The sequence below is a fragment of the Actinoplanes octamycinicus genome, assembly GCF_014205225.1.
Lineage (GTDB): Bacteria > Actinomycetota > Actinomycetes > Mycobacteriales > Micromonosporaceae > Actinoplanes > Actinoplanes octamycinicus.
Genome location: NZ_JACHNB010000001.1, coordinates 784,889 through 811,851, shown reverse-complemented (window position 1 = coordinate 811,851; position 26,963 = coordinate 784,889). Strand labels below are relative to the sequence as shown.

Below are 26,963 nucleotides of genomic sequence, written 5' to 3'. Positions count from 1 at the left end.
GGTCCAGGAACGCCGCGCGGGGCGTGCCCTGCTCCGGCCCGGAATCCGGCCGACGGTGCCGCCCACCCGTCGCGGCTGCGTCGCCGGAGCTCGTCAGGTGCGGCGAGTTGTACGGCGGCATCCGTCATGCCTACCGTGCAGCAAGATCCGGCGCGATACCAGATCGGTCATCGCGCCGTCACCTATGGTGGTTTTGGCTGCTCACCCACCGTATTGCTGTGTGCAATATCTGTTGTGATTCATCCGAGATTCTCGTTGCGTCACATCTCGCCACGAGTTGTCCGGGCCAGCCAGTCGACCACCCCGGCCACCGGCGTCCCCTTGGCCAGCAGCGCCCGCTGCCGGGCCGCGCCGGTGCCCCGCTCCCGCAGCCGCTCCAGCAGGTCGGTGACCAGCTCCGCGTCGCCGTGCCGCTCCAGCTGCGGGTGCACGTAGTCGACCAGCTGCCGCAGCAGCCGCCAGGCCGGCCGGGTCTCCCGGGTGGCCAGGTCCAGACCGAGCCCCTCCAGGCCGTCCTTCGCCGCCCGCCAGTGCGCGGCGGTCAGCAACGGGTACGACACCTCGGGGCCCTCGCGCCCGGCCCGCACCTCGGCGACCAGGGTCGCGACCAGCGCCCGGGCCAGCGCGGCGAGCAGCATCGCGTCGTCCAGGGTGGGCATCACGTCGCCCATCCGGATCTCCACGGTCGGGTAACGCGCGGACAGCCGGGCGTACCAATAGAGCATGCCCTCGTCGAGCATCGCGCCGCTGGCCTGCAGATCCGCGATCAGCGTCAGATAGTGCTCGTGCGACCGCAGGTAGGGGGTCGGGCCGACGGTCGGCCAGCGCTCCCACATCATCGAGCGCCAGCTGGCGTACCCGGTGTCCCGGCCGCCGGCCAGCGGTGAGTTCGCGGTCGCCGCCTGCAGGGTGGGCAGCCACGGCCGGAGCAGGTTCAGCACCTGCACGCCGGTCTCCTCGTCCGGGATGCTCACGTGCACGTGCGTGCCGCAGACGCCCTGACCGGGGGAGAGGTCGCCGAACCGCTCGCGCATCCGGTGGTACCTCGGCTCGTCGACCAGCCGGCTGCTCGGCCCGGCGGCCGGTCCGCAGCCCACCGCGACCAGCCGGGACCCGGCCCGCTCGGCGGCGTCGGCCAGCCCGGTGCGCAAGCTCACCATCGCCTCGCGCAGCCCGGTCAGCTCCAGCTGCGGTGGGCTGGCCACCTCGATCTGGCTGCGCAGGTACTCGTGCTGCACCGAGGGCCGCAGCTCCTCGGGCACCTCGGCGAGCACCGCCTCGACCGCCTCCACGCCGCGCGGCTCGACCGCGTCGACCAGCAGATATTCCTCCTCGATCCCGAGGGTGAGCAGATCGTGCTGCTCGGCGCGCTCGGCGAGTTCCGGGGAGATCGTCGTAGTGCCCTCGGCAGCGGTTGTCATGCGCGCAGGGTTACCCGTCGTGTCTCGCCGGGAAACCGATCATGGCGCGGGCGCGCTAGGCTCGTCGCCATGCTGCTTGTCGGGTACTGGGCGTTGGCGGGTTCCGCCCTGCTCGAGCCCGGCCTGAGCAGCGGCCCGCGCCTGGTTCTGGCGCTGGCCCTGGTCGCCGCGGCCCTGCTGGTCGTCGCCGCGGTCGCCCTCCCGGTGCTGACCACCTGGCTGCTGCCCGGCATCCGGGCGTTCACCCGCCGCTTCCGCGGGTCGGCGCCGCGCCTGCTCGACCCGGACGCCGCCGGGCGTCCCCGTCCCCGAGCACCCACCGCGTACCCCGCGGCCGCGTAACACCCCGGCGCGCCTCCGCGCCGTTCTCCCCACGCCGTTCTCGCCCCTCCGTGACCGATCCACGGGATCGCCGGATCAGGCAGGCGTGGGTCGAGGTGGGCGTTCCGCTGCCGGCTCGGTGTCCCTTCCGCTTCGGACCCTTGGGGTACGTCCATGTCTGTCACCGGTCTCTTCCACTCCGTCGTCGACGCCGCCCACACCGCCATCACCGCCCTCGCCGGCCTGCTCGAGCCGGTCGGCGGCCTCGCCCCGGCGCTCGCCATCGTGCTGTTCACCCTGCTCGTCCGCGCTTGCCTGACCCCGCTCACCTACCTGCAGATCCGCACCGAACGCCGGCGCGCCGCGCTGGCCCCGGAGATCGCGAAGCTCCGGAAGAAGCACAAGGACCCGATGGAACTGGCCACCGCGACCCTGGCGTTGCAGCGCGAGCACGGCATCGGCCCGTTCGCCGGCCTGCTGCCCGCCCTGGTCCAGGCCCCGTTCTTCATGGTCATGTACCGGGTGACGCTGGCCCCGCCGGCCGGCACCATCGCCGGCGTCCCGCTCACCGCGCACCTCACGGCCGGCCTGCCGGTCTTCGCCGTCCTGATCGTCCTGGCCGCCGCGATCGCCTGGTGGACCTCCCGCCGCGCGGTCGCCCTGGCCGCCACCAACCCGATGCCCCTGCCCGCCGCCGGCGGCTCGGACACCCAGCAGGCCGTCGCCCTCACCACCACGATGCTGAAATACCTGCCCTGGCTGAGCGTCCTCGCCGTCGCCTGGCTCCCCTTGGCCGGCGGCCTCTACCTGGTCACCTCGTCGGCCTGGTCCGCCGCCGAGCAGGTGGTCCGCCGCCGCCTGGTCCAGGCCGCGACCCCCGCCCCGCACCCGGCCCGCGCCTGACCGCAGCCGGCCAGTCCCGGTCCCCGGCTGGTCCACAGGGGTGTCTCGGCGCCGCCGAGACACCTCTCTCACCCAGCCGGGCGATCGTCGGCTGGTCCCCACGGGTGTCTCCGGGCGGTGGAGGCACCCGTCAGGCCCAGCCGGGACCGTGCACGGGTTCCGGAGCGGGTGGGGACGGGCCGGGAGTTGGGGTTGGCACGTCGTCACCACCCGCGGGCGTCGCCCTTTCGGGCTTGGCGTTCTGGGCGCGTCAGCGCCCTGCCAAGCCCGGAAGGGTCCCCGCGGGAGCGGCGATCAGTGATCAGCGCGGACCGTGGCAATGAAGATCTTGATCATGTGGTGGCGAAGCACGGGAGACCAGCACATCGACACTCATTGACAACTTCTCGAAACAAGCGTGCAATCTTTCACAGAGAGCGCTCTCACGTCCCCGCCCCCCGGAAAGTAGGCGTGTCCCCATGGCAGCTCCTCGAAGATTCCTCGCAGTGGCCGCGGCGACGCTGGTCGTCGGCGCGTCCGTGGCCGTCGTGTCGCAGGCCGAGGCGGCCGTCCCGCCTCCGCCCTCCGGCATGTCGCTGGTCTTCAGCGACGACTTCACCGGCGCCGCGGGCACCGGGCTGAACAGGTCGAACTGGCTCTACGACATCGGCACCGGCTATCCCGGCGGCGCGGCCAACTGGGGCACCGGCGAGATCGAGACGATGACCGACTCGACCGCCAACGTCTACCGGGACGGCGGCGGCAACCTGGCGATCAAGCCGATCCGGGACTCGGCCGGCCGGTGGACGTCGGGCCGGGTGGAGACGCAGCGGACCGACTTCGCCGCGCCGGCCGGTGGCCGGGTCCGGATCGAGGCCCGGTTGCAGCAGCCGAACGTGAGCGGCGCGGCGGCGGCCGGTTACTGGCCGGCCTTCTGGGCGCTGGGCGACGCGGCCCGCCCGGTCGGCGCGACGAATTGGCCGGGCATCGGCGAGTGGGACATCATGGAGGACATCAACGGCCGGTCCTCGGTCTTCGCCGCGCTGCACTGCGGCACCAACCCGGGCGGTGTCTGCAACGAGACGACCGGCCTGACCAGCGGCGAGCGGGCCTGCTCCGGCTGCCAGACCGGCTTCCACACCTACGCCGTCGAGTTCGACCGCAGCACCTCGCCGGAGCAGCTGCGGTGGTACCTGGACGGCGCCAACTACTTCACCCTGACCTCGTCCCAGGTCGACGCGACCACCTGGAACAACGCCACCCACCACGGGATGTTCGTGATCCTCAACGTGGCGATCGGCGGCGGCTTCCCGGCCGCGTTCGGCGGTGGACCGACCGCGGCCACCCAGTCCGGGGTGCCGATGCTGGTCGACTACGTGGCGGTGTACCAGTCCTCGGGTGGCGGCACGACCACGCCGCCGACCACCACCCCGCCGCCGAGTGGGAGCCGGGATGCCTTCGCGCAGATCCAGGCGGAGTCCTTCAACGCGTCGGCCGGGGTGCAGGTGGAGACCTGTTCGGAGGGCGGGCAGGACGTCGGCTGGATCGGGAACGGTGACTGGCTGCAGTTCACCGACGTCACCTTCGGGACCGGCGGGGTGCGGGACTTCGTGGCCCGGGTCGCCTCCGGCGCGGGCGGCGGGGTGAGCGGGCTGGTCGAGGTACGCCTGGACAGCCGGAGCAACGCCCCGATCGGCAGCTTCGCGGTGGGCTCCACCGGCGGCTGGCAGAACTGGACGTCCATCCCGGGGAACGTGTCGAACGTGACCGGAACGCACACCGTGTACCTGACCTTCAGTAGCGGTCAGCCGGCCGACTTCGTCAATGTGAACTGGATCCAGTTCCGCCGGTAATCATTTTTATCGATGGGCCGTGCTCGCTGACCTGCGGGCGCGGCCCATCGTCGTGTAGTGATCACGCATTGAGTTTTAAGGATGTTTAAGGGTCTGACCCTCTTTACATTTACTGTTAACAGTCCTAAAGATTGACGTATCTCACCGGAGGCGCAGGGAAGGACAGCGATGAAGCGCTCCCGATCGGTACTTCTCGCGACGGTCACCGCGGTGGCCGCCGCCGGCACAGCAACCTGGTTCGCGGGTGACGCGTCCGCGGCCGCGGCCTGTGCCACGGCGTGGAGCTCGTCCTCGACCTACGTCAAGGACAACGTGGCCTCGCAGAACGGCCACAACTACACCGCGAAGTGGTGGACCCAGAACGAGTCGCCGGCCACCCACAGTGGTCAGTGGGACGTGTGGATCGACAACGGCGTGTGCGGTGGCGGCACGCCGACGACGCCGACCAGCTCGCCCACCAGCAAGCCGCCGGTCACCTCGTCGCCGACCTCGTCGCCGACCACGTCGCCGACGACGCCCACCACCCCGCCGACCACGCAGCCCACCGGGACCGGGAACCTTCCGGCGCACTTCCTCACCGGGTACTGGCAGAACTTCGACAACGGCGCCACCCCGCTCAAGCTGGCCGCCGTCCCGAGCACCTACGACCTGATCGCGGTCGCCTTCGCGGACGCCACCTCGACCCCGGGCGCGGTCTCCTTCACCCTCGACCCGGGCCTGGCGAGCGCGGTCGGCGGCTACACCGACGCGCAGTTCAAGGCGGACATCGCCACCCTGCACTCGCGGGGCAAGAAGGTCATCATCTCGGTCGGCGGCGAGAAGGGCTCGGTCAGCGTGGCCAGCGCCGACGCCGCGACCAACTTCGCCAACTCGGTCTGGTCGCTGATCCAGAACTACGGCTTCGACGGCGTCGACATCGACCTGGAGAACGGGCTCAACCCGACCTACATGGCCAGCGCGCTGCGCAGCCTGCGGGCCAAGGCGGGCGCGAACCTGATCATCACGATGGCGCCGCAGACGATCGACATGCAGAGCACCGGGTCGTCCTACTTCGCGCTGGCGCTGGCGATCAAGGACATCCTGACCGTCGTCCACACGCAGTTCTACAACTCCGGCGCGATGCTCGGCTGCGACCAGATGAACGCCTACAGCCAGGGCACCGAGAACTTCCTGACCGCGCTCGCCTGCATCCAGACGCAGGGCGGGCTCCGGCCGGACCAGGTCTCGCTCGGCCTGCCGGCCAGCACCAAGGCCGCCGGCGGCGGCTACGTCGCCCCGTCGGTGGTCAACGCCGCCCTGGACTGCCTGGCCCGCGGCACCAACTGCGGCACGTTCAAGCCGCCGGCCACCTACCCGGGCATCCGTGGCGCGATGACCTGGTCGATCAACTGGGACGTCGCCAACGGCAGCGGCTGGGCCACCACGATCGACCCGCACCTCGCCACTCTCCCCTGATCCCCCTCTCACCCCTGGAGAAATCCCCATGCGTACGAGCAGGAAGATCGCCCTGGTCTCCGCGGTCCTCGCGGTGGGAGGCGGCGCGGCCGTGCTCCCGATGACCTTCGCCAGCGCCGCGGCGGCGTGTGCCCCGGCCTGGAGCGCCGGCGCCACCTACGTCAAGGACAACGTGGCCTCGCAGAGCGGCCACAACTACACCGCGAAGTGGTGGACCCAGAACGAGTCCCCGGCCACCCACAGTGGCCAGTGGGACGTCTGGATCGACAACGGCACCTGTGGCGGCACCACCACCCCGCCGACCACCACCACCCCGCCCACCGGGCCGACCACCCAGCCGCCCACCACCGGCACCAAGATGGCCTCGGCGCCGTACGTCTACCCGGGCTGGGGCAACCCGCCGGCCCCGTCCACGGTCGTCAACGCCACCGGGATCAAGTCGTTCACCATGGCGTTCGTGCTGGCCAGCGGTGGCTGCAACCCGGCCTGGGACGGCGAGTCCGGGCTGACCGGCGGCGTGCACGCCAACTACATCAACCAGATCCGGGCGGCCGGCGCGGACATCGTCCCGTCGATCGGCGGCTGGAGCGGCAACAAGCTCGGCCCGAACTGCTCGACCGCCGAGGCGCTGGCCGGCGCGTACCAGAAGGTGATCAACGCCTTCGGTCTGAAGGCCATCGACATCGACATCGAGAACACCGACGAGTTCGAGAACACCGTGGTCCAGGACCGGGTGCTGAACGCCCTGAAGATCATCAAGGCGAACAACCCGTCGGTGAAGACCATCGTCACCTTCGGCACCACGCCGACCGGCCCGAGCTACTACGGCACCCGGCTGGTCCAGCAGGCCAAGGCGCTCGGCGCGAACATCGACATCTTCACCCAGATGCCGTTCGACTTCGGCGGCGGCGCGGACATGTACGCCGCCACCACCGGCGCCACCGAGGGCCTGAAGAACCTGGTGAAGACCACCTTCGGCTACACCGACGCGCAGGCCTACTCGCACATCGGCATCTCCGGCATGAACGGTCTCTCCGACCAGCAGGAGGTCACCTCGCTGGACACCTGGACCCGGATCCGGGATTACGCCAAGAGCAAGGGCCTGGCCCGCTTCACCTTCTGGGCGGTCAACCGGGACCGCGGCTGCGCCGGCGGCGGCGTGGTCTCCGACTGCTCCGGCATCGCGCAGGCGGACTGGGCGTTCACCAAGGTCAGCGCGGGCTTCTGAGCTGATCCTCGTCGCGCGGCCGTTCCCGGTGGGAGCGGCCGCGCACCTTTTTGACCACCCACCAGCCGATCACCCCGGCGAAGAACGTCCACATCGCGTAGTCGAACCAGTGGCTGTACTTCTCCACGTCCTGCCAGTGCGAGCCGAGCGCGTAGCCGGCGCCCACGAACAGCGCGTTCCACACCCCGCTGCCGATCGCGGTGAAGAGCGCGAACTGCCCGACCGGCATCCGGTTCGCCCCGGCCGGGATCGAGATCAGGCTGCGCACCACCGGCGCGCACCGGCCGAACAGCACCGCGGCCCGGGCGTGCCGCTCGAACCAGCGGTCCGCCTTGTCCAGGTCGTCCAGGTCGACCAGCGGGATCCGGTCCAGCCAGCGCCGCAGTCGCTCCTCGCCGAGACCGCGCCCGAGCCAGTAGAGCAGCAGCGCGCCGAGCAGCGCGCCGAGCGTCGCGGCCACCCACACCAGGACCAGGTTGACCCGGCCCTCGCCGGCCAGGTAACCGGCCATCGACAGCACGATCTCGCTGGGGATCGGCGGGATCAGGTTCTCCAGCGCGACGAGCAGGCCCACGCCGACCTCGCCGAGCGTCTCGATGACCGAGGCCACCCAGCCGGCCAGCCCACTCAGTTCTGCCATCCACCACTCGTACCCGGCATCGCGCCGGGCAACCACTTCCGTATATACCGATGATCGGTATATTCTTCCGGCCATGACCGAGGTGCCGATGCGCGAGCCGACGTTTCTGGTGCTCACCGCCCTGGCCGGGGAGCCCCGGCACGGCTACGCGGTGATCGAGGATGTGGCCGGGATGACCGGCGGCCGGGTCCGGCTGCGCGCCGGCACCCTCTACGCCGCGCTCGACCGGCTGCGCGCCGACGGCCTGATCGAGGTCGACCGCGAGGAGGTGGTCCAGTCCCGCCTCCGGCGTTACTACCGGCTCACCGCCACCGGCGAGCGCAGCCTCGCCGCCGAGACCGCCCGCCTGCGCGCCCAGGCCGCCATCGCCGACCGTCGCCTGCGCGCCCGCCGCACCCTGGGCGAGGCGACCGCGTGAGCCCGCTGGAGCGCCGTTACCGCCGGCTGCTGCGGATCTATCCGGCCGCCCACCGGGCCGCCTACCAGGAGGAGATGCTCGGGGTGCTGCTGGCCGGTTCGCCGCCGGGCCGCCGCTTCCCCGGCCCGGGCGACGCGCTGGACCTGGTCCGCGCCGGCCTCACGGCCCGCTTCACCCGACGATCAACCAAGGTTCCCGGTACGGGGTGGCGCGACGCCATCGCCGTGACCGCGCTGGTCGTCGCCCTGCTCATCGCCGGGTTCGCGGTGGCGACGTGCGCCGAGGCGCTGCTCGACCGGGCGCACGGCGTCCCCCGGCAGCTCGCCGGCGCGACCGGCCTGCTCGATCCGGCGCTGCGCGCGGTCGCCTGGCTCGCCGTCGCCGCCGCGGCGCTGACCGGCCGGTACCGCGCCGCCGCCGCGATGTCCGGCCTCGCGCTCCTGGCCGAGTTCGGCTCGGTGGCCTTCTGGCTGGGGCTGACGCCGTGGCAGGCGATGCGCCTGGCCTGGGCGCCGTGCATGGCGATCCTGGTGGCCACCGCGTTCGTCACGGCCCGGACCGCCCGCCCGATCCGGGAGATCGTGGGCGGTTTCGGCCGGGCCCTGCTGGTTGCCGCCGGGATCGTCCCGGCCGCCGCGGCGTGGGCTGCCGAGGCGCCCGTTCCGGGGTTCGACGATCTCTCCGTCTGGGTGCCACTGGCTCTGGTCAGCGGCATGGTGATCGGCATCGACCCGCCGGTGCGCCGCCGGGTGGTGCTGCTCGTTCCGGCCATGATGCTGACGCCGGTGGTCTTCCTGCAGGTCTGGGACTCGACCGTGCTGCCGGGGTCCGGCGGCCTGGTCCCGCAGGTGGTCACGGTCCGGGAGTCGGTGCTGTCGCTGGCGCCGATCGTGATCGTCGCCGGACTCGCGGCCGGCGCACGTTTTGTGGTTCGGCGGCGGGGACAAGTAAGGGTGCATGAGTGACCGGTGGTACACGAAGGCTGTTGTCTACTGCCTCGACATCGACACCTTCGCCGACTCCAACGGGGACGGTTGTGGGGACATCCCCGGCCTGATCGGCCGGCTCGACTATCTGGCCCGGCTGGGTGTCACCTGCATCTGGCTGAACCCGATCCACCCCTCGCCGGACCGCGACGACGGTTACGACGTCGCCGACTTCTACAACGTCGATCCGCGGTTCGGCAACCTGGGTGACTTCGCCGAGCTGCTGCACCAGGCCGGCAACCGGGGCATCAAGGTGATCATCGACCTGGTGGTCAACCACACCTCGGACAAGCACCCGTGGTTCGTCTCGGCGCGGTCGTCGCCGGACTCGCCGTACCGGGACTGGTATGTCTGGAGCGAGACCGCTCCGCCGGACCGCAAGCAGGGCATGGTCTTCCCCGGCGAGCAGACCGAGACCTGGAGTTACGACCGGACCGCGAAGCTCTGGTACTACCACCGGTTCTACGACTTCCAGCCGGACCTGAACATCAAGAACCCCGCGGTGCGCGAGGAGATCAAGAAGATCTGCGCGTTCTGGCTGCAGCTCGGGGTGGCCGGGTTCCGGATGGACGCGGTGCCGTTCATCATCGAGGAGACCGATCCCGGCAACCCGGACTCGCCGAAGGACTTCGGCTTCCTCACCGAGCTGCGCCAGCACATCCAGTGGCGCAAGAGCGACGCCGTGCTGCTCGCCGAGGCCAATGTGGAGCCGGCCCAGCTGGTCACCTACTTCGGCGACGAGGGCGGGTCGAGCAACCGGATCCACATGCTCTTCGACTTCATGCTGAACGCCAAGATGATCCTCGCGCTGGCCCGGGAGGACCCGGAGCCGATCATCGACGCGCTGCGCGACACCCCGAAGCTGCCGCCGGGCGGGCAGTGGGCCACCTTCCTGCGCAACCACGACGAGATCGACCTGTCCCGGCTCACCGCCGAGCAGCGCGCCGACGTGTTCGCCAAGTTCGGCCCGGACGAGAACATGCAGCTGTACGGCCGGGGTATCCGCCGCCGGCTGGCCCCGATGCTGGGCAACGACCGCCGTCGCCTGGAACTCGCCTACGCGCTGCAGTTCAGCCTGCGCGGCACCCCGGTGCTGCGCTACGGCGAGGAGATCGGGATGGGCGACGACCTGGCCCTGGAGGGCCGGGACGCGATCCGTACCCCGATGCAGTGGTCCGGCCTGCCGAACGCCGGCTTCTCCACGGCGGATCCGGCCGACCTGGTCCGGCCGGTGGTCACCGACGACGGGTTCGGCTACGAGAAGGTCAACGTGACCCTGCAGCGGCACGACTCGTCGTCGCTGCTCTCCTGGTTCGAGCGGATGATCCGGACGCTGCGCGAGGCGCCGGAGATCGGCAGCGGCACGTGCAGCCACGTCGACGTGCCGGCACCGCGCGGCCTGCTGGTGCACCGCGCCGACGACGGCACCGGGACCATGCTGTTCCTGCACAACCTCGGGCCGGACGAGGTGACCGTCGATCTGAGCAGCGTCGCCGGGGAGGCGGAGATGCCGAACGACGTGCTGGCCGACGCGGAGTACCCGGATCCGGGCAAACTCGACGACCTCCGGGTGTCCGGCCACGGATACCGGTGGATCCGGCTGCGCAGAACCGCCTGAGCGCGACTAGCATCGGCCTCCGGGAGCAGCGAAGATCACAACCGGAGGCCGCAGTGTCGCAGTCCGCATCGTCCAGGGTCGCCATCGTCACCGGAGCCGCGCGCGGCATCGGCGAGGCCATCGCGCTCAAGCTGGCCGCCGACGGCCTGGCCGTCGCGGTCGTCGACCTGGACGAGGGCGCCTGCGCCAACACGGTCACCGCGATCCACGACGCCGGCGGCACCGCGGTCGCGATCGGCGCCGACGTGTCCGATCCGGCCCAGGTGACCGCCGCCGTCGAGCGGGTCGTGGCCGAGCTCGGCCCGCCGACCGTCCTGGTCAACAACGCCGGCGTGCTGCGGGACAACCTGCTGTTCAAGATGTCCGAGGACGACTGGGACATCGTGATGAACGTGCACCTGAAGGGCTCGTTCCTGTTCAGCCGCGCGGTGCAGAAGCACATGGTGGACGCCGGCTACGGCCGGATCGTCAGCCTGTCGAGCACCTCGGCGCTGGGCAATCGCGGACAGGCCAACTACGCGGCGGCCAAGGCGGGCCTGCAGGGCTTCGTCAAGACGCTCGCCATCGAGCTGGGCAAGTTCGGGATCACCGCGAACGCGGTGGCGCCCGGGTTCATCGTCACCGACATGACCCGGGCCACCGCGGCCCGGATGGGCGTCGAGTTCGACGACTTCGAGAAAGCGATGATCGGTCAGATCCCGGTGGCCCGCGCGGGCCGTCCCGAGGATGTGGCGAACACCGTCTCGTTCCTGGTGAGCGAGGGTGCCGGGTTCGTGTCCGGACAGGTGATCTACGTGGCCGGCGGGCCGCGGGACTGATGCTGGCAACTTGCTGAGAACGGCTACAAAGAAGTGATGAATCGGCGCATGAGTTCCCGCAGCGTGTCGTTGACCAGCACATTCCTGCTGCTCGCCGCGGGCGGTGCGGCGGCCTGCGACAACGACGACGACTACTCGTACCAGCAGACCGACGAGGGTTTCTACTGCGCCGACGAGAACGGCGTGGTGGTCCCCGAGGAGTACTGCGACGACGACGATGACAACCGCAGCGGGGTCTACCACAGCGGCGGGCCGTACTACATCTACCACTCGTCCGCCTACGGCTCGGGTTACCCGGTGGGCTACAAGCTGCCCTCCGGCGGCAGCCGGTTCGCCTACAACGACAAGGCCGCGCGGAGCACCTACGGGCTGCCCAGCACCGGCCGGGTCAGCAACGGGACGGTGAAGACCAGCGTGGTCGGCAAGGGTGGCAGCGGCAGCAGCGGGCACGGCGGCAGCGGCCACGGCTCGTCCGGCGGCTGAGCACCCCGATGACGCGACGCTGGACCTCGAAGGCCGTCGTTCTGACGGCCTCCTTTCTCGCCCTGACCGCTTGCGACGCGCCTCCCGGCGAGCCGTCCACCGCCACGGACGTCCACGCCGCCAGCGACGACGAGCCGGAGCCGGAGGACTTCACCGTGCCGGCCACGACGAAGCCGGCCACCACCAAGCCGGCCACGACCAAGCCGGCCGGGACCACCGCTGCCGTGCCGGTGGCGACCGACGGGCCGGAGGTCTTCTACTGCGCCGACCAGGACGGCGTGATCGTCGATCCGGAACTCTGTGCCGACGACGGCGTGGGCGACGGCGCGGCCTACCTGTTCTGGCACTCCCCGGGCTACCCGCGCGGGCTCAGGCCGGGCCGGACCCTGACCGGTGGTGACTCGTTCGCCCGGGACGACGCGGACGCCCGCGCGTACTACGGCCTGCCGGCGACCGGGGTGGTGCGCAACGGGACCACGGTGAAGAGCAACGTGGTCGGGCGGGGCAGCAGCGGGACCGGGAGTGGCGGGACGAGCAGTGGTGGCGGGGGTGACACGGTGACCGGTGGCGGCACCGGGTCGGTGGGAGGCTGAGGCATGAAGCGGATTCCGTACGGGCCGGTCCGGGACGGCTGGCGACTGACCAATTTCAGTCTCGGGCTGACGTACAACGACGATGTGCTGCCGGACGGGTCGATGTACTCGTACTGGCAGGAGGGGCCGTACTACGACTTCTCCGCGGCCGAGATCGAGGAACTGGAGACGGCCACCGCGACGCTCTACGCGATGTGCCTGGAGGCCGGCGACTGGATGGTCGAGCAGTGCCCGCGGCGCACCGCCGAGGGCCGCCGCCGGGGGTTCTTCGACTCGGTCTGCCCGCCGGACGTCTGCTTCCTGACCCGGATCGGCGTCCCGGAGTACACCCACGAGCAGATCATCCGGACCTGGTTCGACGGCGACGCGGACACCTGGACGCACCGGGACAAGGACCCGGACGGCCGGGTGCCGATGCAGACGCCGGACTTCTCGCCGTCGGTCTACGGCCGGTTCGACTTCTGGTACAACGGGGCCGGCACCACCCCGAAACTGCTCGAGTTCAACGCGCAGACGCCGACCGCGCTGGTCGAGGCGGCGGTCATCCAGTGGCACTGGATGGACCAGACCGGGGTCAGCAAGCACCCGTGGCGGCAGTGGAACTCCATCCATGACCGGCTGGTCGGCTGGGAGGCGACCCCGGACGGCGAGCCGGCCGAGCTCGGCGCCTGGCGGCGCAACATCGCCAAGCTGCGCGAGGCCCGGCCCTGGCTCCCGGAGAAACCCAAGATCTTCTTCGCGTACGAGACGTCGGACACCTCGGGGGAGGACCGGATGAACGTCGCGTACCTGATGTCCACCGCCGAGGAGGCCGGGTTCCCGGTCGAGCTGATCGCGATGAGCCAGATCGGCTGGGACGTCAGCGACGACCGGGTGGTCTACGTGCCCGGCCCGGGGCGCGAGCACGAGGCCCAGCCGATCGACGTGATCTTCATGCTCTACCCGTGGGAGTGGTTCTGGCACGAGGAGGGCGGCAAGGCCTTCTTCCGGAACATGGCCGACCCGGCGAAACGCGGCACGGTGTGGATCGAGCCGCCGTACAAGGCGGCGCTGCTCGGGCACAAGGCGCTGCTCCCGGTGCTGTGGAAGCTGTTCGGCGACGACCCGGAACGGGGGAAGTACCTGCTGCCGGCCTACTTCGCCGACAGCAAGGGCGCGAAGACCCTGACCTCGTACGCGAAGAAGCCGGTCTGGGGCCGCGAGGGCGGCTCGGTCACCCTGGTCCGGGACGGCGTGCCGATCACCGAGAACCCCTCGGAGTACGGCTCGGACGGCCTCTACGTCGTGCAGCAGCTGTGCGAGCTGCCGTCCTTCGAGGGGCTGGAGGGCACCGTGCACCCGGTGATCGGGGCCTGGCTGATCGACGGCGAGCCGGCCGGGATGGGCATCCGCGAGGATCTCGGGACGGCCGGCCTGGTCACCAAGAACAACTGCAACTTCCTGCCGCACGCGATCGAGACCGAGTACTGACCGTTCGGCCGATCCCGGTCCACCCGCCGGGCACTGTCATCAAAATAGACAAAGTGGTATGATGCACCCGGAAGCTGCCTAATGTGGTCGGCGCCGCGCCAGCAGGTGCGGCGCCGTTCGCATGTCCGGAGGCCTCCCGTGGATCGCATCGAGCAGTTCTTCCAGACCTTCACCACGCTGCCCGCCGAGTCGTTCGCCGAGTCGTTCCTGGTCGCCGACGCCGCCGGGGCCCGGCCGGTCAGCCGGGCGGACTTCCTGCGGGCCCTGCCCCGCCGGGCGGCGATGTTCGCCGCCCTGGGAGTCGGGCCGGCCGAGCTGGTCTCGCTGACCACCGAACGCCTCGACGACCATTACGCCCTGGCCCGCACCGCGTGGTCGGCGCCCCGCCTGGCCGGCGGCGACCCGGTCCCGATGAGCTCGTCCTACCTGCTGCACGACGACGGCACGCGGCTGGAGATCGTCCTCTACCTCAACCACGAGAGCCCGCTCCCGCTGCGCGGCTGACGCCGTTACCCGTTCGTTACCTCCGACGGTAGAACTGCCCCGCCCCGACCGGCATCACACCAGATGTCACAGCGACCTTCGCGCGATGGGGGAGCACCATGAGGTTCGGCATCAAGTCAGCTGGGGCGGCCACGGCGGTCGTCACCTGCGCCGCGTTCCTGCCGGCGCCCGCCCAGGCGGCCACCGCCGCCGGGCAGGCCCGGGTGATCGGCGACAGCGTGCATGTCGAGGCGGGCCGGGGCGCGGTCAACGACGTGGTCCTCACCGGGTCCGGCCGCACCGTGACGATCGACGACCGGGTGGCGATCAACCCGGGCCCCGGGTGCGCCGCGGTCCCCGGGGACCGGACCCGGGTGCGGTGCACCACGACGGAGCCGCTGCGCTGGCTCTACGCGAGTCTCGGCGACGGGAACGACCGGCTCATCGCCCGGACCGCCGCCCGGGTGTTCGCCGAGGGCGGCGCGGGCGCCGACCGGATCACCGGCGGCTCCGGCCGGGACAGCCTGCACGGCGACAGCGGCGACGACGTCCTGAGCGGCGGCCGGGGTGCGGACGCCCTGGCCGGCGGCGGCGGCAACGACAGCCTCGACGGCGGGCGGGGTGACGACATCCTGAACGCCGACGCCGGCCGGGACAGGCTGCGCGGTGGCACCGGGCGGGACCTGGTCTACTACGGCTCCCGACAGGCCCCGGTCCTCGTCGATCTGGACGGCGCCGAGGGGGACGACGGCGCGCGGGGCGAGGGCGACAGCGTCGGCGCCGACGTGGAGGACATCATCGGCGGCGCCGGGGCGGACCGGCTGATCGGCAACGCGGCCGGCAACCGGATCTGGGGCGGCGGCGGCAATGACCACCTGGCCGGCGGCGCGGGCCACGACATCCTCGTGGGCCAGGCGGGCAACGACACCCTCCGCGGCGGCGCCGGTGACGACCACCTGATCGGCGAGCGGGACAGCCGGGAGCAGGGCAAGGACAACCCGCGAGCCCGGGACCGGCTCAACGGCGGCACCGCGGCGCGCCGCGGTGACATCTGCGAGGCCGGGCCGGCGGCCACCATGGTGAGCTGCGAGATCCGCCGCGCGCGGTGACCGCCCGGGCCGGTCAGCCCTGGTCGGGGACGCCCTCGAAGGTGGGCGGGACGGAGAGGGTGCTCCAGCGGGAGGTCGGCCAATAGATGGCGAAGGCGCGGCCGGCGACCCGGTCGACCGGCACCGTGCCCAGGTCGGACTCCAGGTGGGCGCGGGAGTCGGCGGAGTCGGACCGGTGGTCGCCCATCACGAAGATGCGGCCCTGCGGGACGGTCACGTCGAAGTCCTCATCGGACGGGGCGTCGCCCGGGAAGATGTAGGTCTCGTCGAGCGGGTGGCCGTTCACGGTGATCCGCTTCTGCGCGTCGCAGCAGACCACCCGGTCGCCGCCGACGCCGATCACCCGCTTGATGTACTCCTGCTCGCTGGGACCGGCGCCCCAGCCGATCGGCGGCTCGAAGACCACCACCTCGCCGCGTGCCGGGTCCCGGAACCGGTAGACCGCCTTGTTGACCAGCACCTTGTCGTTCAGGAGCAGGGTCTGCTCCATCGAGCCGGACGGGATGAAGAAGGTCTGCACCAGGAACGTCCGCACCCCGGCCGCGACGAGCACCGCCACGACGAGCAGGATCAGGAACTCGAGCGGCTTCGACCGGGGAAAACGGCGAGCATTGATCTTGTCGTCGGACACTGGCGGAGCGTACAACAGCCGGAGCGTGGGCGCGGGGTCAAGACTGAAGCGTCACGTCGGCGGCCAGCTCCCCGCCGGCCACCTCGGCGATCACCTCCCGGACCACCCCGGCGGCCCGCACGTCCGGGCTGACCAGGTGGAAGGCGCGCACCTCGGGATCCGGGCCGCGGACCGTCAGCCGGGCCACCTCGGTGCGCATCGACTGGCGGGCTTCCGACTTGGCCTTGCGCACCAGGCCGAGCACCGTCCCGGCCAGGGTGAGCAGGCCGGCCGGCGCCGCCGGGTCGAGCGCCGGGGCGAACTCGTCCGGCGACGGCCAGGCGGCCCGGTGCACCGAGCCGGGCTGCCACCAGGACCAGGCCTCCTCGGTGACGAACGGCAGCATCGGCGCGAACAATCGGAGCAGGGTGCGCAGCGTGACCGCCAGCGCGGCGTGCGCCGACCGGGTCGCCGGGCTGTCCGGGTCGCCGTACGCCCGCTCCTTGACCAGCTCCAGGTAGTCGTCGCAGAACGTCCAGAAGAACGCCTCGGTGCGTTCCAGGGCGCGGGCGTAGTCGTACCCCTCGAAGTGCTTGGTGGCGTCCGCCACCACGGCCGCGAGCCCGGCCAGCACGGCCCGGTCCAGCGGCTCGGTGACCTCGCCCGCCGTGAGGTCGGCCGCGCCCTCCTCGAGGTCGAAGCGGAGCACGAACTTCGTCGCGTTCAAGATCTTGATGGCCAGCCGGCGGCCGACCTTCATCTGCCCGGTGTCGAACGCCGTGTCGGTGCCCGGCCGCCCGCTCACCGCCCAGTAGCGGACCGCGTCCGAGCCGAACTCCTCGAGCAGCGCCATCGGGGTGACCACGTTGCCCTTGGACTTGGACATCTTCTTGCGGTCCGGGTCGAGGATCCACCCGGAGAGCAGCGCGGTGTGCCAGGGCAGGCTGCCGAACTCCTGGTGGGCGCGGAGCACCGTGGCGAACAACCAGGTCCGGATGATCTCGTGGGCCTGCGGCCGCAGGTCCATCGGGAAGACCCGGGCGAACAGGTCGTCGTCCAGGCCCCACCGGCCGGCGATCTCCGGGGTCAGTGACGAGGTGGCCCAGGTGTCCATCACGTCCGGGTCGCCGATGAAGCCGCCGGGCCGGCCCCGCTGGTCCTCGCGGTATCCGGGCGGCGTGTCGCTGCTCGGGTCGACCGGCAGCGCGTCCGGGGTGATCGGGGCGGTGTAGTCCGGCTCGCCGGCCGCGTCGAGCGGGTACCAGACCGGGAACGGGACGCCGAAGAACCGCTGCCGGCTGATGATCCAGTCGCCGGCCAGGCCGTCCACCCAGTTCTCGTAGCGGGCCCGCATGAAGCCGGGCGACCAGCTCATCTCGCGGCCCCGGTCGAGAAGGGCGGAGCGCAGCGCGGCGTCCCGGCCGCCGTTGCGGATGTACCACTGCCGGGTGGTCACGATCTCGAGCGGCTTGTCGCCCTTCTCGTAGAACTTGACCTGCTGCGTCGTCGGCCGCGGCTCGCCGTCCAGCGCGCCGGCGGACCGCAGGAGGCCGATCATCGTCTCCTTCGCGGAGAAGACCGTCTTCCCCGCCAGCTGGGCATAGATCTCGGGGTCGACGCCGGCCGGCGGCGAGGGCAGCAGCCGTCCGTCCCGGCCCATCACCGGCCGGGTGGGCAGATCCAGCTCGCGCCACCAGATCACATCCGTCAGGTCGCCGAAGGTGCAGATCATCGCGATCCCGGTGCCCTTGTCCGGCTGCGCCAGCGGGTGCGCCTTGATCGGCACCTCGACCCCGAACACCGGCGTCGTCGCGGTCGTCCCGAAGAGCGGCCGATAGCGCTCGTCGTCCGGGTGCGCGACCAGCGCCACGCAGGCCGGCAGCAGCTCCGGCCGGGTCGTCTCGACGTGCGCCGACCCGCCGCCGGGCAGGCCGAAGACCAGCCGGTGGTAGGCGCCCTGCCGTTCCCGGTCCTCCAGCTCGGCCTGGGCCACCGCGGTCCGGAACGACACGTCCCAAAGGGTTGGGGCGTCGGCCAGGTAGGCCTCGCCGCGGGCCAGGTTGTTCAAGAAGGCCCGCTGCGAGACGGTACGGCTGGCCTCGCCGATCGTGGTGTACTGCAGCGACCAGTCGACCGAGAGGCCGAGCTGGCGCCACAGGTCCTCGTACGCCTGCTCGTCGACCGCGGTCAGCGTCTGGCACAGCTCGACGAAGTTGCGCCGGGAGATCGGCAGCGGGCGGCTCGGCGGGGTGTCCGGCGGGGTGAAGCCGGGGTCGTAGGGCAGCGACGGGTCGCACTGGACGCCGTAGTAGTTCTGCACCCGCCGCTCGGTCGGCAGCCCGTTGTCGTCCCACCCGATCGGGTAGAACACCTCGCGCCCGGTCATCCGCCGGTACCGCGCGATCGCGTCCGCGTGCGTGTACGAGAACACGTGCCCCACGTGCAGCGACCCGCTCACCGTCGGCGGCGGCGTGTCGATCGAGAACACCCGTGACCGCGGCGCCGACCGGTCGAAGGCGTAGGTGCCCCGCTCGGCCCATACCTGACGCCATTTCCGTTCGAGCCCGTCGAGGGTGATCTTCTCTGGCACGGCGGTCGTCTCGGTCACGCCACGGACACTAGCCCGTGCCTCTTCCGGCGCAAGACCGGTTTTCGGTACGCCACCGGCCCGTCGCGTCCGCCATTCCAGGCCCTCGCGGCTTTTGCCGATGGGATAGTGCGAAGGTGCGCCTCCACCGCCTCGCCTGCGCCTCGGCCGCCCTGCTCCTGCTGCTCAGCGGCTGTTCCGGGGGCGAGAAGCGCACCGCGCAGCCGGCGCCGAGCCCGGCGCCCGCCCCGGAGCTGACCGGCAACGCGCTGGGCGCCACGACCATCCCGGCGACCCTGGCGGTCGCGCCCTACCTCGACCCGGCGGCCGGCACCGCCGACGTCGGCGACGTGGTGAAGGTGACCGGGCAGCGCGACTTCACCCTCGGGTACGTGCAGGCCCGCGGCGACCGGGACTGCACCCCGGCCTGGGGCGGCCGGACCCCGCTCGGCGACCGGCGGGTGGCCGGCCAGGTCGCCGAGCTCCAGGCGCTGGACGGGCAGACCGTGGTGGCCACCGGTGGCGAGGCCGGGGCCTATCTGGAGAACGCCTGCCGGGTGGACCAGCTGGTCGCCGCGTACGGCCAGGCCCTGGACACGGCCGGCGCCAACCGTCTCGACGTCGACGTCGAGCAGGAGGTCACCATCCACACCGTCGCCGAGGCGCTGGCCACCCTGCAGCAGCAGCGCGGCACCGCGATCACCCTGAGCCTGCCGGTGGCCGGCCTGGCCGAGGGCCTGACCGGGCCCGGCATCGCGCTGCTCAAGGGCGTCCAGGCGGCCGGGGTCGAGGTCACGGTCAACGCGCTGACGATGAACTTGAACGCGGCCGGCGGCGGCTGGGGGTGGGCGATGACCCGGGCCGCCGGCGCGGTCGCCGACGACCTGGCCGCGATCTGGCCGGACAGGCCGGTCGCGGAGATCCACCGGATGCTCGGCGTCAGCCCGATGATCGGGGTGAACGCCACCGGCGGCACCACCGGCCCGGACGACGCGGCGTACCTGCTCGACTGGGCCCGGCGCCAGAAGCTGGGCTTCGTCCGGTTCCGCTCGGTGAACCGGGACAACGGCGACTGCGCCGACGGCACGGTGGCCGCCGACTGCAGCGGGATCGCCCAGACGAAGTACCGGTTCACCCTCCAGTTCCGGGACTTCCCGCGCTGAGCTCGTTCAGCCGCCCGTAGTCAGCCGCCCCGGCAAGCTCCGCGTAGCCGCCGGCCCCGAACGCCTCCCGGGCCGCCCGGTCGACCAGGCCGTACGCCGCCTGCGCCACCGACGAGCCCAGGCTGATCCGGGCCACCCCGAGTGCGGCCAGCTCGCCGATCGGCGGCGCGCCCGACCCGGTCAGCACGTTGACCGGCCCCGGGATCGCCGCGACCAGCTCGGCGACCACGGCCGGGTCGGTGGTCCCGGGCACGAAGACGCCGTCCGCGCCGGCGTCCAGGTACGCCTTCGCCCGGGTGATCGCCTCGGCCGGGTCACCGAGCCCGAACAGCAGCGTGTCGATCCGGGCGTTGAGGAAGACGCCGGGCGCGGCCTCCTTCGCGGCGGCCAGCCGGGCCTGCTGCTCGGCGATGCCCCGGGCGCCGTCCTCCAGGTTCACCCCGGCCACCCCGGCGGCGGCCATCGCGCGCAGGGTGCCGGCCGGGTCGCCGTAGCCGGCCCCGACGTCCACCGAGACCGGCACCGCGACCGCGGCGACCACCCGGCGGGCGGCCTCGACGGCGAGGTCCAGGCCGAGCGCGTCACCGTCCGGGGCGCCCAGGCTCCAGGCCACCCCGGCGCTGGTGGTGGCGACCGCGGCGGCCCCGGCCGCGGCGACGATCCGGGCGCTGGCCGCGTCCCAGGCGTTGACCAGGACGAGCGGGCGGCCGGGCTGATGAAGGGCGTGGAAGTCAGTCACGCCGGGAAGTCTTCGCCCCGGCTCGCGGCGGGGGCAGCTTTTTAGCCGACACTAAAAGCATGGTCGCCATCGCTCTGCCGCCGGACGCCGCCACCCGGATCCGGTTCGCCGTCTCCTGCCTGTGGGAGGTGCTGGCGAGTCTGCGCGTGCTGCGGGACCGGGGCGTGCCGTCCGTACATCGGAAATGGGCTGCCGGGAAGCGGCCCGGGCCGGGGGGTCTGCTGGGCCGGCTGGTGCCTGCCACCGGGGGGTATGCCCCGGACTTCCTCACGCCGCCGCCTGGTCGCCGCTCGGCGGACCTGGCATCGGAGCTATCCGTCTTGAAGCGGACAAGTCCCGAGACTGTCCGAGAGCATCTCGCGTTCCTCCCCACCGATGTCGAGGACTTCCGGGCGGACCCGAGAAGCGGGCTGGCCCGGCTCGCCGACGAGATCGAGGAGTACTGGGCGACCGCGATCGCCCCGGACTGGCCCCGGATCCACGCCCTGCTCGACGCGGACATCCGCCGCCGGGCCGCCCGGCTGGCCACCGACGGCGCCGCCGCGGTCCTCAACGACCTGCACGCCCGGGTCCGCTGGCAGGACGGCACGCTGCTGGTCGACCAGCGGCACTGCACCGCGCCGGACGTCCCGGACGGCAGCGGCCTGGTGCTGGTCCCCTCGGTGTTCGCCTGGCCCTCGGTGCTCACCGTCTCGTCCTGGGGCACGCCCCAGCTGGCCTATCCGGCGGCCGGCGTCGCCACACTCGGGGAGGACGCCGCGCCGGCGCCGGACGCGCTGGGCGCGCTGCTCGGCGCCGGCCGGGCCCGGATCCTGACCGCGCTGGCCGGCCCGCTCTCCACCACCGAGCTGGCCCGGCGCACCGGGATCACCGCCGGCGGGGTGTCGCAGCATCTGCGGGTGCTGCGCGCGGCCGGCCTGGTCGCCACCCACCGGGCCGGCCGGCTGCTGCTGAACTCCCGCACCGACGCCGCGGAAACCCTGGTCACAGCGGCAGCACCACGGCCGACGGCTTCCCGGCGAAGCAGGTGACCGACATCCGGTAGCGGCTGAGCGTCCCGGCGAACACCACCGACGGGGTGAGGCCGGGGCCCGGGTCGACGCGTTCCACCACGAAGCCCTCGGCCGGCTGCCAGTCGAGCAGGGTGGCGTTGCCGGACTGGCAGATCGCGGTGACCACGCCGCCCTTGGACTCCAGCCGGGTGCCCTCCGGCACCGGGGCCGAACTGGCCGGGCCGGCGCTGCTCGGGCTCGGCGCCGGGGCCGAGGAGGGCGAGCCGGACGGGGCCGCGGCCGACGCGGCCGGCGCCGACGAGACCAGCGCGGCCGGCCGTGGCAGGACCCGGGCGCCGGTCGGTGTCGGCGATCCACCCGGCGACGGGCGGGCCGAGCCGGGCGGCGCGGCCCCGTCCCGGGCGGCCGGCGGGGCGGCGTTGACCGGTGTCGATCGAGGTTCACTCCCGCGGGTGACCCACCAGCCGGCGCCGGCGATCACCAGGACGGCCAGGACGCCGGCGAGGACGAGCCGGCGGCGTCGGCGCGGAGCCGGTACCGCGGCCGGCGGGATAGCCCCGATAGCCCCGATCGCCTCGGTCTCCTCGTCGAAGCGAGTCGGGGCCGGGGCCGGGACCGGCGCCGGAGCGGGCTCCCGGACCACCGACGCCTCCACCGCGTCGGCCAGCACCGCCGACACCTCGGCCGCGTCCGGCCGGTCCGCCGGCTCCTTGGCCAGGCAGCGGTCGACCAGTTCGGCGACCGCGTCCGGCACCCCGGGCAGGTCGGGCAGCGGCATCGGCTCGACGTACATGTGCGCGCTGAGCATCTGCGTGGTGGTCTCCACGGTCCACGGCGACTCGTCGGCGAGCAGCCGGTAGAGCAGCACGCCGAGCGCGTAGACGTCCGAGGCCGGCTCGATCGCCCCGCCGGTCAGCCGTTCCGGGGCCAGGTAGGCGGGGGTGCCGAGCAGGCCCTCGTCCGGCTCGGCCGGCCCGGCCGCCGCCGCGATGCCGAAGTCGACCACCTTGGCGCCGGCCGGGGTGACCATGATGTTGGCCAGCTTGATGTCCCGGTGCACCAGGCCGTCCTGATGGGCGGCGGCCAGCGCGGCGGCCACCTCGCCGCAGATCCGGAATACCCGCCGGGGCGGGATCGGGGCGTCCGACAACATCTGTTGCAGGGTCGGCCCGTTGATCAATTCCATCACCACGTAGGGGATCTCGTCGGATTCCCCGAAGTCGTGGATCTGCGCGATGTTGGGATGCGAAAGGATCGCCGCGGCCCGCGCCTCGTGCAGGATCCGCGAACGGAACCGTTCGTCACCGGCGTACCGCCCGGCCAGCACCTTCACCGCCACCGGGCGGTCCAGCACCTCGTCGGCGGCGCGCCAGACCACGGCCATCCCGCCGCGGCCGAGTTCGTTCAGCAGCCGGTAACGGCCCCCGAGTTTGCGTCCCTCGTCCACCCGACGCAGTGTGCCGAAATGCTCGCCGATTCGCACATCCGAGAACCGCTGCGAATGCCATTCATCTTTCATATTCGGCAGGCCGCCGATATGGTCTTCAAGCATGAAACGTCAGCGGCTGGGCGACGCGGTGGTGAGCCGATTGCTCGGCCAGGCGCCGGCACTGAATCAGTACTCGGTGGAGACCGTCCGGACCCCGATGCGGGACGGCGTCCGGCTGCTCGGCGATCACTTCGCGCCGCACACCGACCGGCCCGGCGGGACCGTGCTGATCCGCACGCCGTACGGGCGCAACCTGCTCACCTCGGCGCTGAACGGGCGGATGTTCGCGGCCCGCGGCTACCACGTGCTGTTGCAGAGCGTGCGCGGCACGTTCGGCTCGGAGGGCACCTTCACGCCGATGGCCCAGGAGGCCGAGGACGGCCGGGACACCGTCGCCTGGCTCCGCGAGCAGCCCTGGTTCGACGGCCGGCTGGCCACCCTCGGGGCCTCCTACCTGGGCTGGACCCAGTGGACGCTGCTCCAGGACCCGCCGCCGGAGCTGCGCGCCGCGGTCGTCTACGTGGCGCCGCACGACTTCCGCGAGGCGACCTACGGGACCGGCGCCTTCACCCTCGGTGACTTCCTCGGCTGGAGCGACCAGATCGTCCACCAGGAGGACGGCGGGCTGCGCCGGGTGCTCAGCATGGCCACCGCCCAGCGCCGGCTGCGGCCCGCGCTGGCCGGGTTGCCGCTCGCCGAGTCGGCCCGGCCGGTGCTCGGCGACCGGGCCCCGTGGTTCGCCGAGTGGGTCGGTCATCCGGACGGCGACGACCCGTGGTGGGAGCCGTACCGGGCCGGCGACGCGCTGACCAACCTCGACGCGCCGACCCTGCTGATCGGCGGCTGGCAGGACCTCTTCCTGGACCAGACCCTGCAGCAGTACGAGACGCTCCACGAGCGCGGTGTCGACGTCGCGCTGACCGTCGGCCCGTGGACCCACCTGCAGGTCGGGCTGCACGCGGCCGGTCTGGTCGCCCGGGAGAGCCTGGCCTGGCTCGATCAACACCTGGCCGGCGGCGCGGCGGCCCGCAAGTCACCCGTCCGAGTGCACCGGACCGGCGAGAAAGCCTGGCACGAGCTGCCCGCCTGGCCGCCGCCGTCCGAGCCGGCCACCCTGCACCTGCGGGCCGGGCGCCGGTTGACCACCACCGCGCCGGACGGGCCGGAGGGCGTCGCCGAGTTCCGCTACGACCCGGCCGACCCGACGCCGTCGCTGGGCGGCCGGACGCTGACCGGCTCGATGGGGGTGAAGGACAACCGGCCGCTCGAGGCCCGCGCGGACGTGCTGGTGTTCAGCACCGATCCGCTGCCGACCGCGGTCGACGTGATCGGCTCGCCGGTGCTCGACCTCACGCTGAGCGTGGACAATCCGTTCGCGGACGTCTTCGTCCGGCTCTGCGACGTCGACCCGGACGGCCGCTCGCACAACTTCGCCGACCAGCACCGGCGGCTCGACCCGGCGATCCCGGCCGGTCGGCCGCAACGACTCGAGCTCACCCTGGACCAGTGCTTCCACCGGTTGCTCGCCGGGCACCGGCTGCGGTTGCAGATCTCCGGCGGCGCGTTCCCCCGCTTCGCCCGCAACCCGGGCACCGACGGCGCCGGCCTGGCCGCCTCCCGGCACACCGTCGACGTGGCGGCCTCCCGGCTCACCCTGCCGGTGGCCACGGCCCCACCCGCCACCATCGGCTGACCTGCCGGGCCGGCGTCGCCGTTCAGGCCGCCGGCACCTCCATCCACCACTCGGTGAACTGCCGGGCCTGCCCGGTGTGGTCCAGCCGGAGCACCCACATGTTGCGGAACTCTCGATCCGGGTAGACCGTGCGCCCCTCGATCACCGCGAGCTCGTCCGTGATGATCAGCGGATGCCAGGTGAACGTGGTGGTGCCCGGTTCGTCCCGGTGCTCCAGCCAGCCGGCGACGATCGCCTCGCGGCCGACCCAGGGCTGGGCGTAGGGCTCGGTGAAGTAGGCCGCGTCGTCGGCGAACAGATCCCGCACGTCGTCCGGATCATTCGTCTCCCAGGCCTTGCGATAGCCGTCGACCCACGCCGTCACCGCGTCCAAGCTGGTCATTCTTCCGCTCCCGCCGTTCGCTCAACATCACGATCAAGAGATTGCTGACTCGGATCCGCGCTGATCACCGATCGTCGCTCCCGCCAGGGACCCTTCCGGGCCGGGCAGGCCGCTGGCGCGGCCAGAACGCCCGGCCCTCCAGGGCGACGCCCGCGGGTGGTCACGACCGCGAAACCCCACCCCGCGCCGGTCACCGCCCGGCCTCGGCGCACCGCCCCGGCTGGCTCCCACGGGTGTCTCGGCCCGGCCGAGACACCCGTGGGAGCCAGCCGGGACCGTGCGCGGTCGCGACGTGCCGGCCCCGGATCGGGCCCCGATAGGGTCGCGGGATGAGTGAGAACTGGCGGCATCTGCCGGCGCCGGCCCGTCCCGTGGCGGCCGCCACCACCGCGGCGGTCGAGGCGGTCCGGGCCGGTGACGACGCCGCGCTGGACGAGGCCGTCGGCGATCTGGCCGGGCTCGACCCGGCGCACACCGGGCTGATCCTGGGCACCGCGGTGCGGCTGCTGCTGGAGGACGGGCACCCGGACGGGCTGACCGCCGACGACATCCGGGACGCGCTGGCCTCCTGCGTCCGCGCGCACCCGGACGCGCACCCGCAGGTGGTGCTCTGGCTGCTGGCCGGGGCGCTGGGCGTGCTCGACGAGGACGGGATGCCGGCGCCGAAGCCGGACGCCCTGGCCCGCAACGCCGCGCTGCTGCTCACCGACCTGCTCGCCGGGCGGGACCCGCGCACCTGGCTGACCGCGGCGCTCACCGAGATCCAGCACAGCCAGCTGAACGACTGAGCTCGGGCCGGTCCCGCCGCGCTGCCGCACCCGGCCGGGTCGCCTGGCGGGCTCCGGACCCCCGCCGGTCGCGTGCGGCGCTGCTGGGGCCGGGCCGGTCGCGTGCGGCGCTGCTGGGGCCGGGCCGGTCGCGTGCGGCGCTGCTGGGGCCGGGCCGGTCGCGTGCGGCGCCGCTGGAGCCGGGCCGGTCGCGTGCGGCGCCGCTGGGGCCGGGCCGGTCGCGTGCGGCGCCGCTGGAGCCGGGCCGGTCGCGTGCGGCGCCGCTGGAGCCGGGCCGGTCGCGTGCGGCGCCGCTGGAGCCGGGCCGGTCCTGTGCGGCGCTGCTGGGGCTGGGCCGGTCATGCGCCGTGCTTCCGGGCCCAGTCGCAGATCGCGGCCAGCGGCTCGCGCAGGGTCCGGCCCAGCTCGGTCAGCTCGTACTCCACGTGCTGCGGCGGCTCCACCTTGTACACCCGGCGGGTGACCAGTCCGTCCGCCTCCATCCCGCGCAGCGTCTCGGTCAGCATCTTCGGGGTGATCCCGGGGATCCGCCGGCGCAGCCGGGCCGGCCGCTGCGCCCCGTCGGCCAGCGCGTAGATCAGCAGCACCCGCCATTTCACCGCCAGCCGCTCCAGGGCCTGCCGGGTCACGCAGCCCTCCTCCAGCACGTCTGGCACGAACACGTCCACGCTGCGCCCCCCATGGGTACCCGGAAGTGCCTTCTGTCCGGCGTTGTCCTCGC

General features: G+C 72.5%; 26 protein-coding genes. 18 read left to right on the top strand and 8 right to left on the bottom strand.

The genetic code is table 11. The annotated features are described in order from the left end of the window. Positions 1–260 precede the first annotated feature (260 nt). On the bottom strand, positions 261–1,421 hold the full coding sequence (locus BJY16_RS03485) for a carboxylate-amine ligase (protein WP_185037681.1): 1,161 nt from the start codon (positions 1,419–1,421) through the stop codon (positions 261–263). Positions 1,422–1,490: 69 nt separating this feature from the next. Here BJY16_RS03485 and BJY16_RS03480 point away from each other — a divergent pair, with 69 nt between their 5' ends. The 5 genes from BJY16_RS03480 to BJY16_RS03460 all read left to right on the top strand — a co-directional run bounded on the left by BJY16_RS03480 (position 1,491) and on the right by BJY16_RS03460 (position 7,160). Then, positions 1,491–1,763, top strand: coding sequence for a DUF6412 domain-containing protein (locus tag BJY16_RS03480; RefSeq protein ID WP_185037680.1), 273 nt, complete (start codon positions 1,491–1,493; stop codon positions 1,761–1,763). A gap of 153 nt (positions 1,764–1,916) precedes the next feature. After that, on the top strand, positions 1,917–2,645 hold the full coding sequence (locus BJY16_RS03475; protein ID WP_185037679.1) for a YidC/Oxa1 family membrane protein insertase: 729 nt from the start codon (positions 1,917–1,919) through the stop codon (positions 2,643–2,645). A gap of 458 nt (positions 2,646–3,103) precedes the next feature. After that, on the top strand, positions 3,104–4,477 hold the full coding sequence (locus BJY16_RS03470; RefSeq protein WP_185037678.1) for a carbohydrate-binding protein: 1,374 nt from the start codon (positions 3,104–3,106) through the stop codon (positions 4,475–4,477). A 168-nt stretch (positions 4,478–4,645) separates the two neighbouring features. Continuing rightward, positions 4,646–5,932 (top strand): glycosyl hydrolase family 18 protein, encoded by a 1,287-nt coding sequence (locus BJY16_RS03465; protein WP_185037677.1) that lies wholly within the window; start codon positions 4,646–4,648, stop codon positions 5,930–5,932. Positions 5,933–5,960: 28 nt separating this feature from the next. After that, complete coding sequence (locus BJY16_RS03460; RefSeq protein WP_185037676.1) at positions 5,961–7,160, top strand: chitinase; 1,200 nt, start codon at positions 5,961–5,963, stop codon at positions 7,158–7,160. Here BJY16_RS03460 and BJY16_RS03455 read toward each other — a convergent pair. After that, the gene (locus tag BJY16_RS03455; protein ID WP_185037675.1) at positions 7,144–7,800 is read right to left on the bottom strand and encodes a DedA family protein; all 657 of its coding nucleotides are present in this window, start codon (positions 7,798–7,800) and stop codon (positions 7,144–7,146) included. The two genes, BJY16_RS03460 and BJY16_RS03455, sit on opposite strands and share 17 nt — an antisense overlap. A gap of 73 nt (positions 7,801–7,873) precedes the next feature. Between BJY16_RS03455 and BJY16_RS03450 the strand changes: the two genes are divergently transcribed. The 9 genes from BJY16_RS03450 to BJY16_RS03410 all read left to right on the top strand — a co-directional run bounded on the left by BJY16_RS03450 (position 7,874) and on the right by BJY16_RS03410 (position 15,778). Continuing rightward, the gene (locus BJY16_RS03450; RefSeq protein WP_185037674.1) at positions 7,874–8,218 is read left to right on the top strand and encodes a PadR family transcriptional regulator; all 345 of its coding nucleotides are present in this window, start codon (positions 7,874–7,876) and stop codon (positions 8,216–8,218) included. Continuing rightward, positions 8,215–9,183, top strand: coding sequence for a hypothetical protein (locus BJY16_RS03445; RefSeq protein WP_185037673.1), 969 nt, complete (start codon positions 8,215–8,217; stop codon positions 9,181–9,183). Before BJY16_RS03450 ends, BJY16_RS03445 begins: the two co-directional genes overlap by 4 nt. Further along, positions 9,176–10,822, top strand: coding sequence for an alpha-amylase family protein (locus BJY16_RS03440; RefSeq protein WP_185037672.1), 1,647 nt, complete (start codon positions 9,176–9,178; stop codon positions 10,820–10,822). Before BJY16_RS03445 ends, BJY16_RS03440 begins: the two co-directional genes overlap by 8 nt. Positions 10,823–10,875: 53 nt before the next feature. Next, positions 10,876–11,640 carry a 3-oxoacyl-ACP reductase FabG gene (gene fabG / locus BJY16_RS03435; protein WP_185037671.1) on the top strand — a complete coding sequence of 255 codons (765 nt, stop codon included), beginning with the start codon at positions 10,876–10,878 and terminating at the stop codon, positions 11,638–11,640. Between the two features lie 48 nt (positions 11,641–11,688). After that, positions 11,689–12,123, top strand: coding sequence for a hypothetical protein (locus tag BJY16_RS03430; RefSeq protein WP_239177879.1), 435 nt, complete (start codon positions 11,689–11,691; stop codon positions 12,121–12,123). 8 nt (positions 12,124–12,131) lie between these two features. Next, complete coding sequence (locus BJY16_RS03425) at positions 12,132–12,716, top strand: hypothetical protein (protein ID WP_185037669.1); 585 nt, start codon at positions 12,132–12,134, stop codon at positions 12,714–12,716. A gap of 3 nt (positions 12,717–12,719) precedes the next feature. Then, entirely contained in the window at positions 12,720–14,186 is a 1,467-nt protein-coding gene (locus tag BJY16_RS03420) for a glutathionylspermidine synthase family protein (RefSeq protein ID WP_185037668.1), read from the top strand. 138 nt (positions 14,187–14,324) lie between these two features. Then, positions 14,325–14,690: a hypothetical protein gene (locus tag BJY16_RS03415; RefSeq protein WP_185037667.1), complete on the top strand. Its 366-nt coding sequence runs from the start codon at positions 14,325–14,327 to the stop codon at positions 14,688–14,690. A gap of 98 nt (positions 14,691–14,788) precedes the next feature. Next, the gene (locus tag BJY16_RS03410; RefSeq protein WP_185037666.1) at positions 14,789–15,778 is read left to right on the top strand and encodes a calcium-binding protein; all 990 of its coding nucleotides are present in this window, start codon (positions 14,789–14,791) and stop codon (positions 15,776–15,778) included. Positions 15,779–15,791: 13 nt separating this feature from the next. Here BJY16_RS03410 and lepB read toward each other — a convergent pair whose 3' ends face one another. Continuing rightward, positions 15,792–16,409, bottom strand: coding sequence for a signal peptidase I (lepB, locus tag BJY16_RS03405; RefSeq protein ID WP_239177880.1), 618 nt, complete (start codon positions 16,407–16,409; stop codon positions 15,792–15,794). A 37-nt stretch (positions 16,410–16,446) separates the two neighbouring features. Further along, positions 16,447–18,978, bottom strand: a complete 2,532-nt coding sequence (gene valS / locus BJY16_RS03400; RefSeq protein ID WP_185046244.1) for a valine--tRNA ligase — start codon at positions 18,976–18,978, stop codon at positions 16,447–16,449. A 134-nt stretch (positions 18,979–19,112) separates the two neighbouring features. Here valS and BJY16_RS03395 point away from each other — a divergent pair, with 134 nt between their 5' ends. After that, on the top strand, positions 19,113–20,138 hold the full coding sequence (locus tag BJY16_RS03395) for a glycoside hydrolase family 18 protein (RefSeq protein ID WP_185037664.1): 1,026 nt from the start codon (positions 19,113–19,115) through the stop codon (positions 20,136–20,138). On the opposite strand, the gene BJY16_RS03390 is transcribed toward BJY16_RS03395, so the two are convergent. Further along, positions 20,107–20,877, bottom strand: coding sequence for an isocitrate lyase/phosphoenolpyruvate mutase family protein (locus tag BJY16_RS03390; protein WP_185037663.1), 771 nt, complete (start codon positions 20,875–20,877; stop codon positions 20,107–20,109). The genes BJY16_RS03395 and BJY16_RS03390 overlap by 32 nt on opposite strands. 59 nt (positions 20,878–20,936) lie before the next feature. Here BJY16_RS03390 and BJY16_RS03385 point away from each other — a divergent pair, with 59 nt between their 5' ends. Then, positions 20,937–21,908: an ArsR/SmtB family transcription factor gene (locus BJY16_RS03385; RefSeq protein WP_185037662.1), complete on the top strand. Its 972-nt coding sequence runs from the start codon at positions 20,937–20,939 to the stop codon at positions 21,906–21,908. On the opposite strand, the gene BJY16_RS03380 is transcribed toward BJY16_RS03385, so the two are convergent. Continuing rightward, positions 21,862–23,337, bottom strand: a complete 1,476-nt coding sequence (locus tag BJY16_RS03380; protein WP_185037661.1) for a serine/threonine-protein kinase — start codon at positions 23,335–23,337, stop codon at positions 21,862–21,864. The genes BJY16_RS03385 and BJY16_RS03380 overlap by 47 nt on opposite strands. A 103-nt stretch (positions 23,338–23,440) precedes the next feature. Here BJY16_RS03380 and BJY16_RS03375 point away from each other — a divergent pair, with 103 nt between their 5' ends. Further along, complete coding sequence (locus tag BJY16_RS03375; protein WP_185037660.1) at positions 23,441–25,072, top strand: CocE/NonD family hydrolase; 1,632 nt, start codon at positions 23,441–23,443, stop codon at positions 25,070–25,072. A 22-nt stretch (positions 25,073–25,094) separates the two neighbouring features. On the opposite strand, the gene BJY16_RS03370 is transcribed toward BJY16_RS03375, so the two are convergent. After that, positions 25,095–25,454, bottom strand: coding sequence for a nuclear transport factor 2 family protein (locus tag BJY16_RS03370; RefSeq protein WP_185037659.1), 360 nt, complete (start codon positions 25,452–25,454; stop codon positions 25,095–25,097). A gap of 329 nt (positions 25,455–25,783) precedes the next feature. On the opposite strand from BJY16_RS03370, the gene BJY16_RS03365 reads away from it, so the two are divergent. Continuing rightward, positions 25,784–26,242: a hypothetical protein gene (locus tag BJY16_RS03365; protein ID WP_185037658.1), complete on the top strand. Its 459-nt coding sequence runs from the start codon at positions 25,784–25,786 to the stop codon at positions 26,240–26,242. 338 nt (positions 26,243–26,580) lie between these two features. Here the strand turns inward: BJY16_RS03365 and BJY16_RS03360 are convergent, their stop codons facing one another. Beyond that, on the bottom strand, positions 26,581–26,910 hold the full coding sequence (locus BJY16_RS03360; protein WP_185037657.1) for a winged helix-turn-helix transcriptional regulator: 330 nt from the start codon (positions 26,908–26,910) through the stop codon (positions 26,581–26,583). Positions 26,911–26,963 lie beyond the last annotated feature (53 nt).

Excerpts from the sequence above, each read along its gene's own strand:
- BJY16_RS03440 (WP_185037672.1), top strand. The coding sequence starts at position 9,176 with ATGAGTGACCGGTGGTACACGAAGGCTGTTGTCTACTGCCTCGACATC.
- BJY16_RS03375 (WP_185037660.1), top strand. The coding sequence starts at position 23,441 with ATGAAACGTCAGCGGCTGGGCGACGCGGTGGTGAGCCGATTGCTCGGC.
- BJY16_RS03430 (WP_239177879.1), top strand. The coding sequence starts at position 11,689 with ATGAGTTCCCGCAGCGTGTCGTTGACCAGCACATTCCTGCTGCTCGCC.
- BJY16_RS03465 (WP_185037677.1), top strand. The coding sequence starts at position 4,646 with ATGAAGCGCTCCCGATCGGTACTTCTCGCGACGGTCACCGCGGTGGCC.
- BJY16_RS03450 (WP_185037674.1), top strand. The coding sequence starts at position 7,874 with ATGACCGAGGTGCCGATGCGCGAGCCGACGTTTCTGGTGCTCACCGCC.
- BJY16_RS03425 (WP_185037669.1), top strand. The coding sequence starts at position 12,132 with ATGACGCGACGCTGGACCTCGAAGGCCGTCGTTCTGACGGCCTCCTTT.
- BJY16_RS03470 (WP_185037678.1), top strand. The coding sequence starts at position 3,104 with ATGGCAGCTCCTCGAAGATTCCTCGCAGTGGCCGCGGCGACGCTGGTC.
- BJY16_RS03475 (WP_185037679.1), top strand. The coding sequence starts at position 1,917 with ATGTCTGTCACCGGTCTCTTCCACTCCGTCGTCGACGCCGCCCACACC.
- BJY16_RS03385 (WP_185037662.1), top strand. The coding sequence starts at position 20,937 with ATGGTCGCCATCGCTCTGCCGCCGGACGCCGCCACCCGGATCCGGTTC.
- BJY16_RS03460 (WP_185037676.1), top strand. The coding sequence starts at position 5,961 with ATGCGTACGAGCAGGAAGATCGCCCTGGTCTCCGCGGTCCTCGCGGTG.
- BJY16_RS03485 (WP_185037681.1), bottom strand. The coding sequence starts at position 1,421 with ATGACAACCGCTGCCGAGGGCACTACGACGATCTCCCCGGAACTCGCC.
- BJY16_RS03410 (WP_185037666.1), top strand. The coding sequence starts at position 14,789 with ATGAGGTTCGGCATCAAGTCAGCTGGGGCGGCCACGGCGGTCGTCACC.
- BJY16_RS03370 (WP_185037659.1), bottom strand. The coding sequence starts at position 25,454 with ATGACCAGCTTGGACGCGGTGACGGCGTGGGTCGACGGCTATCGCAAG.
- BJY16_RS03480 (WP_185037680.1), top strand. The coding sequence starts at position 1,491 with ATGCTGCTTGTCGGGTACTGGGCGTTGGCGGGTTCCGCCCTGCTCGAG.
- BJY16_RS03455 (WP_185037675.1), bottom strand. The coding sequence starts at position 7,800 with ATGGCAGAACTGAGTGGGCTGGCCGGCTGGGTGGCCTCGGTCATCGAG.
- BJY16_RS03420 (WP_185037668.1), top strand. The coding sequence starts at position 12,720 with ATGAAGCGGATTCCGTACGGGCCGGTCCGGGACGGCTGGCGACTGACC.
- BJY16_RS03365 (WP_185037658.1), top strand. The coding sequence starts at position 25,784 with ATGAGTGAGAACTGGCGGCATCTGCCGGCGCCGGCCCGTCCCGTGGCG.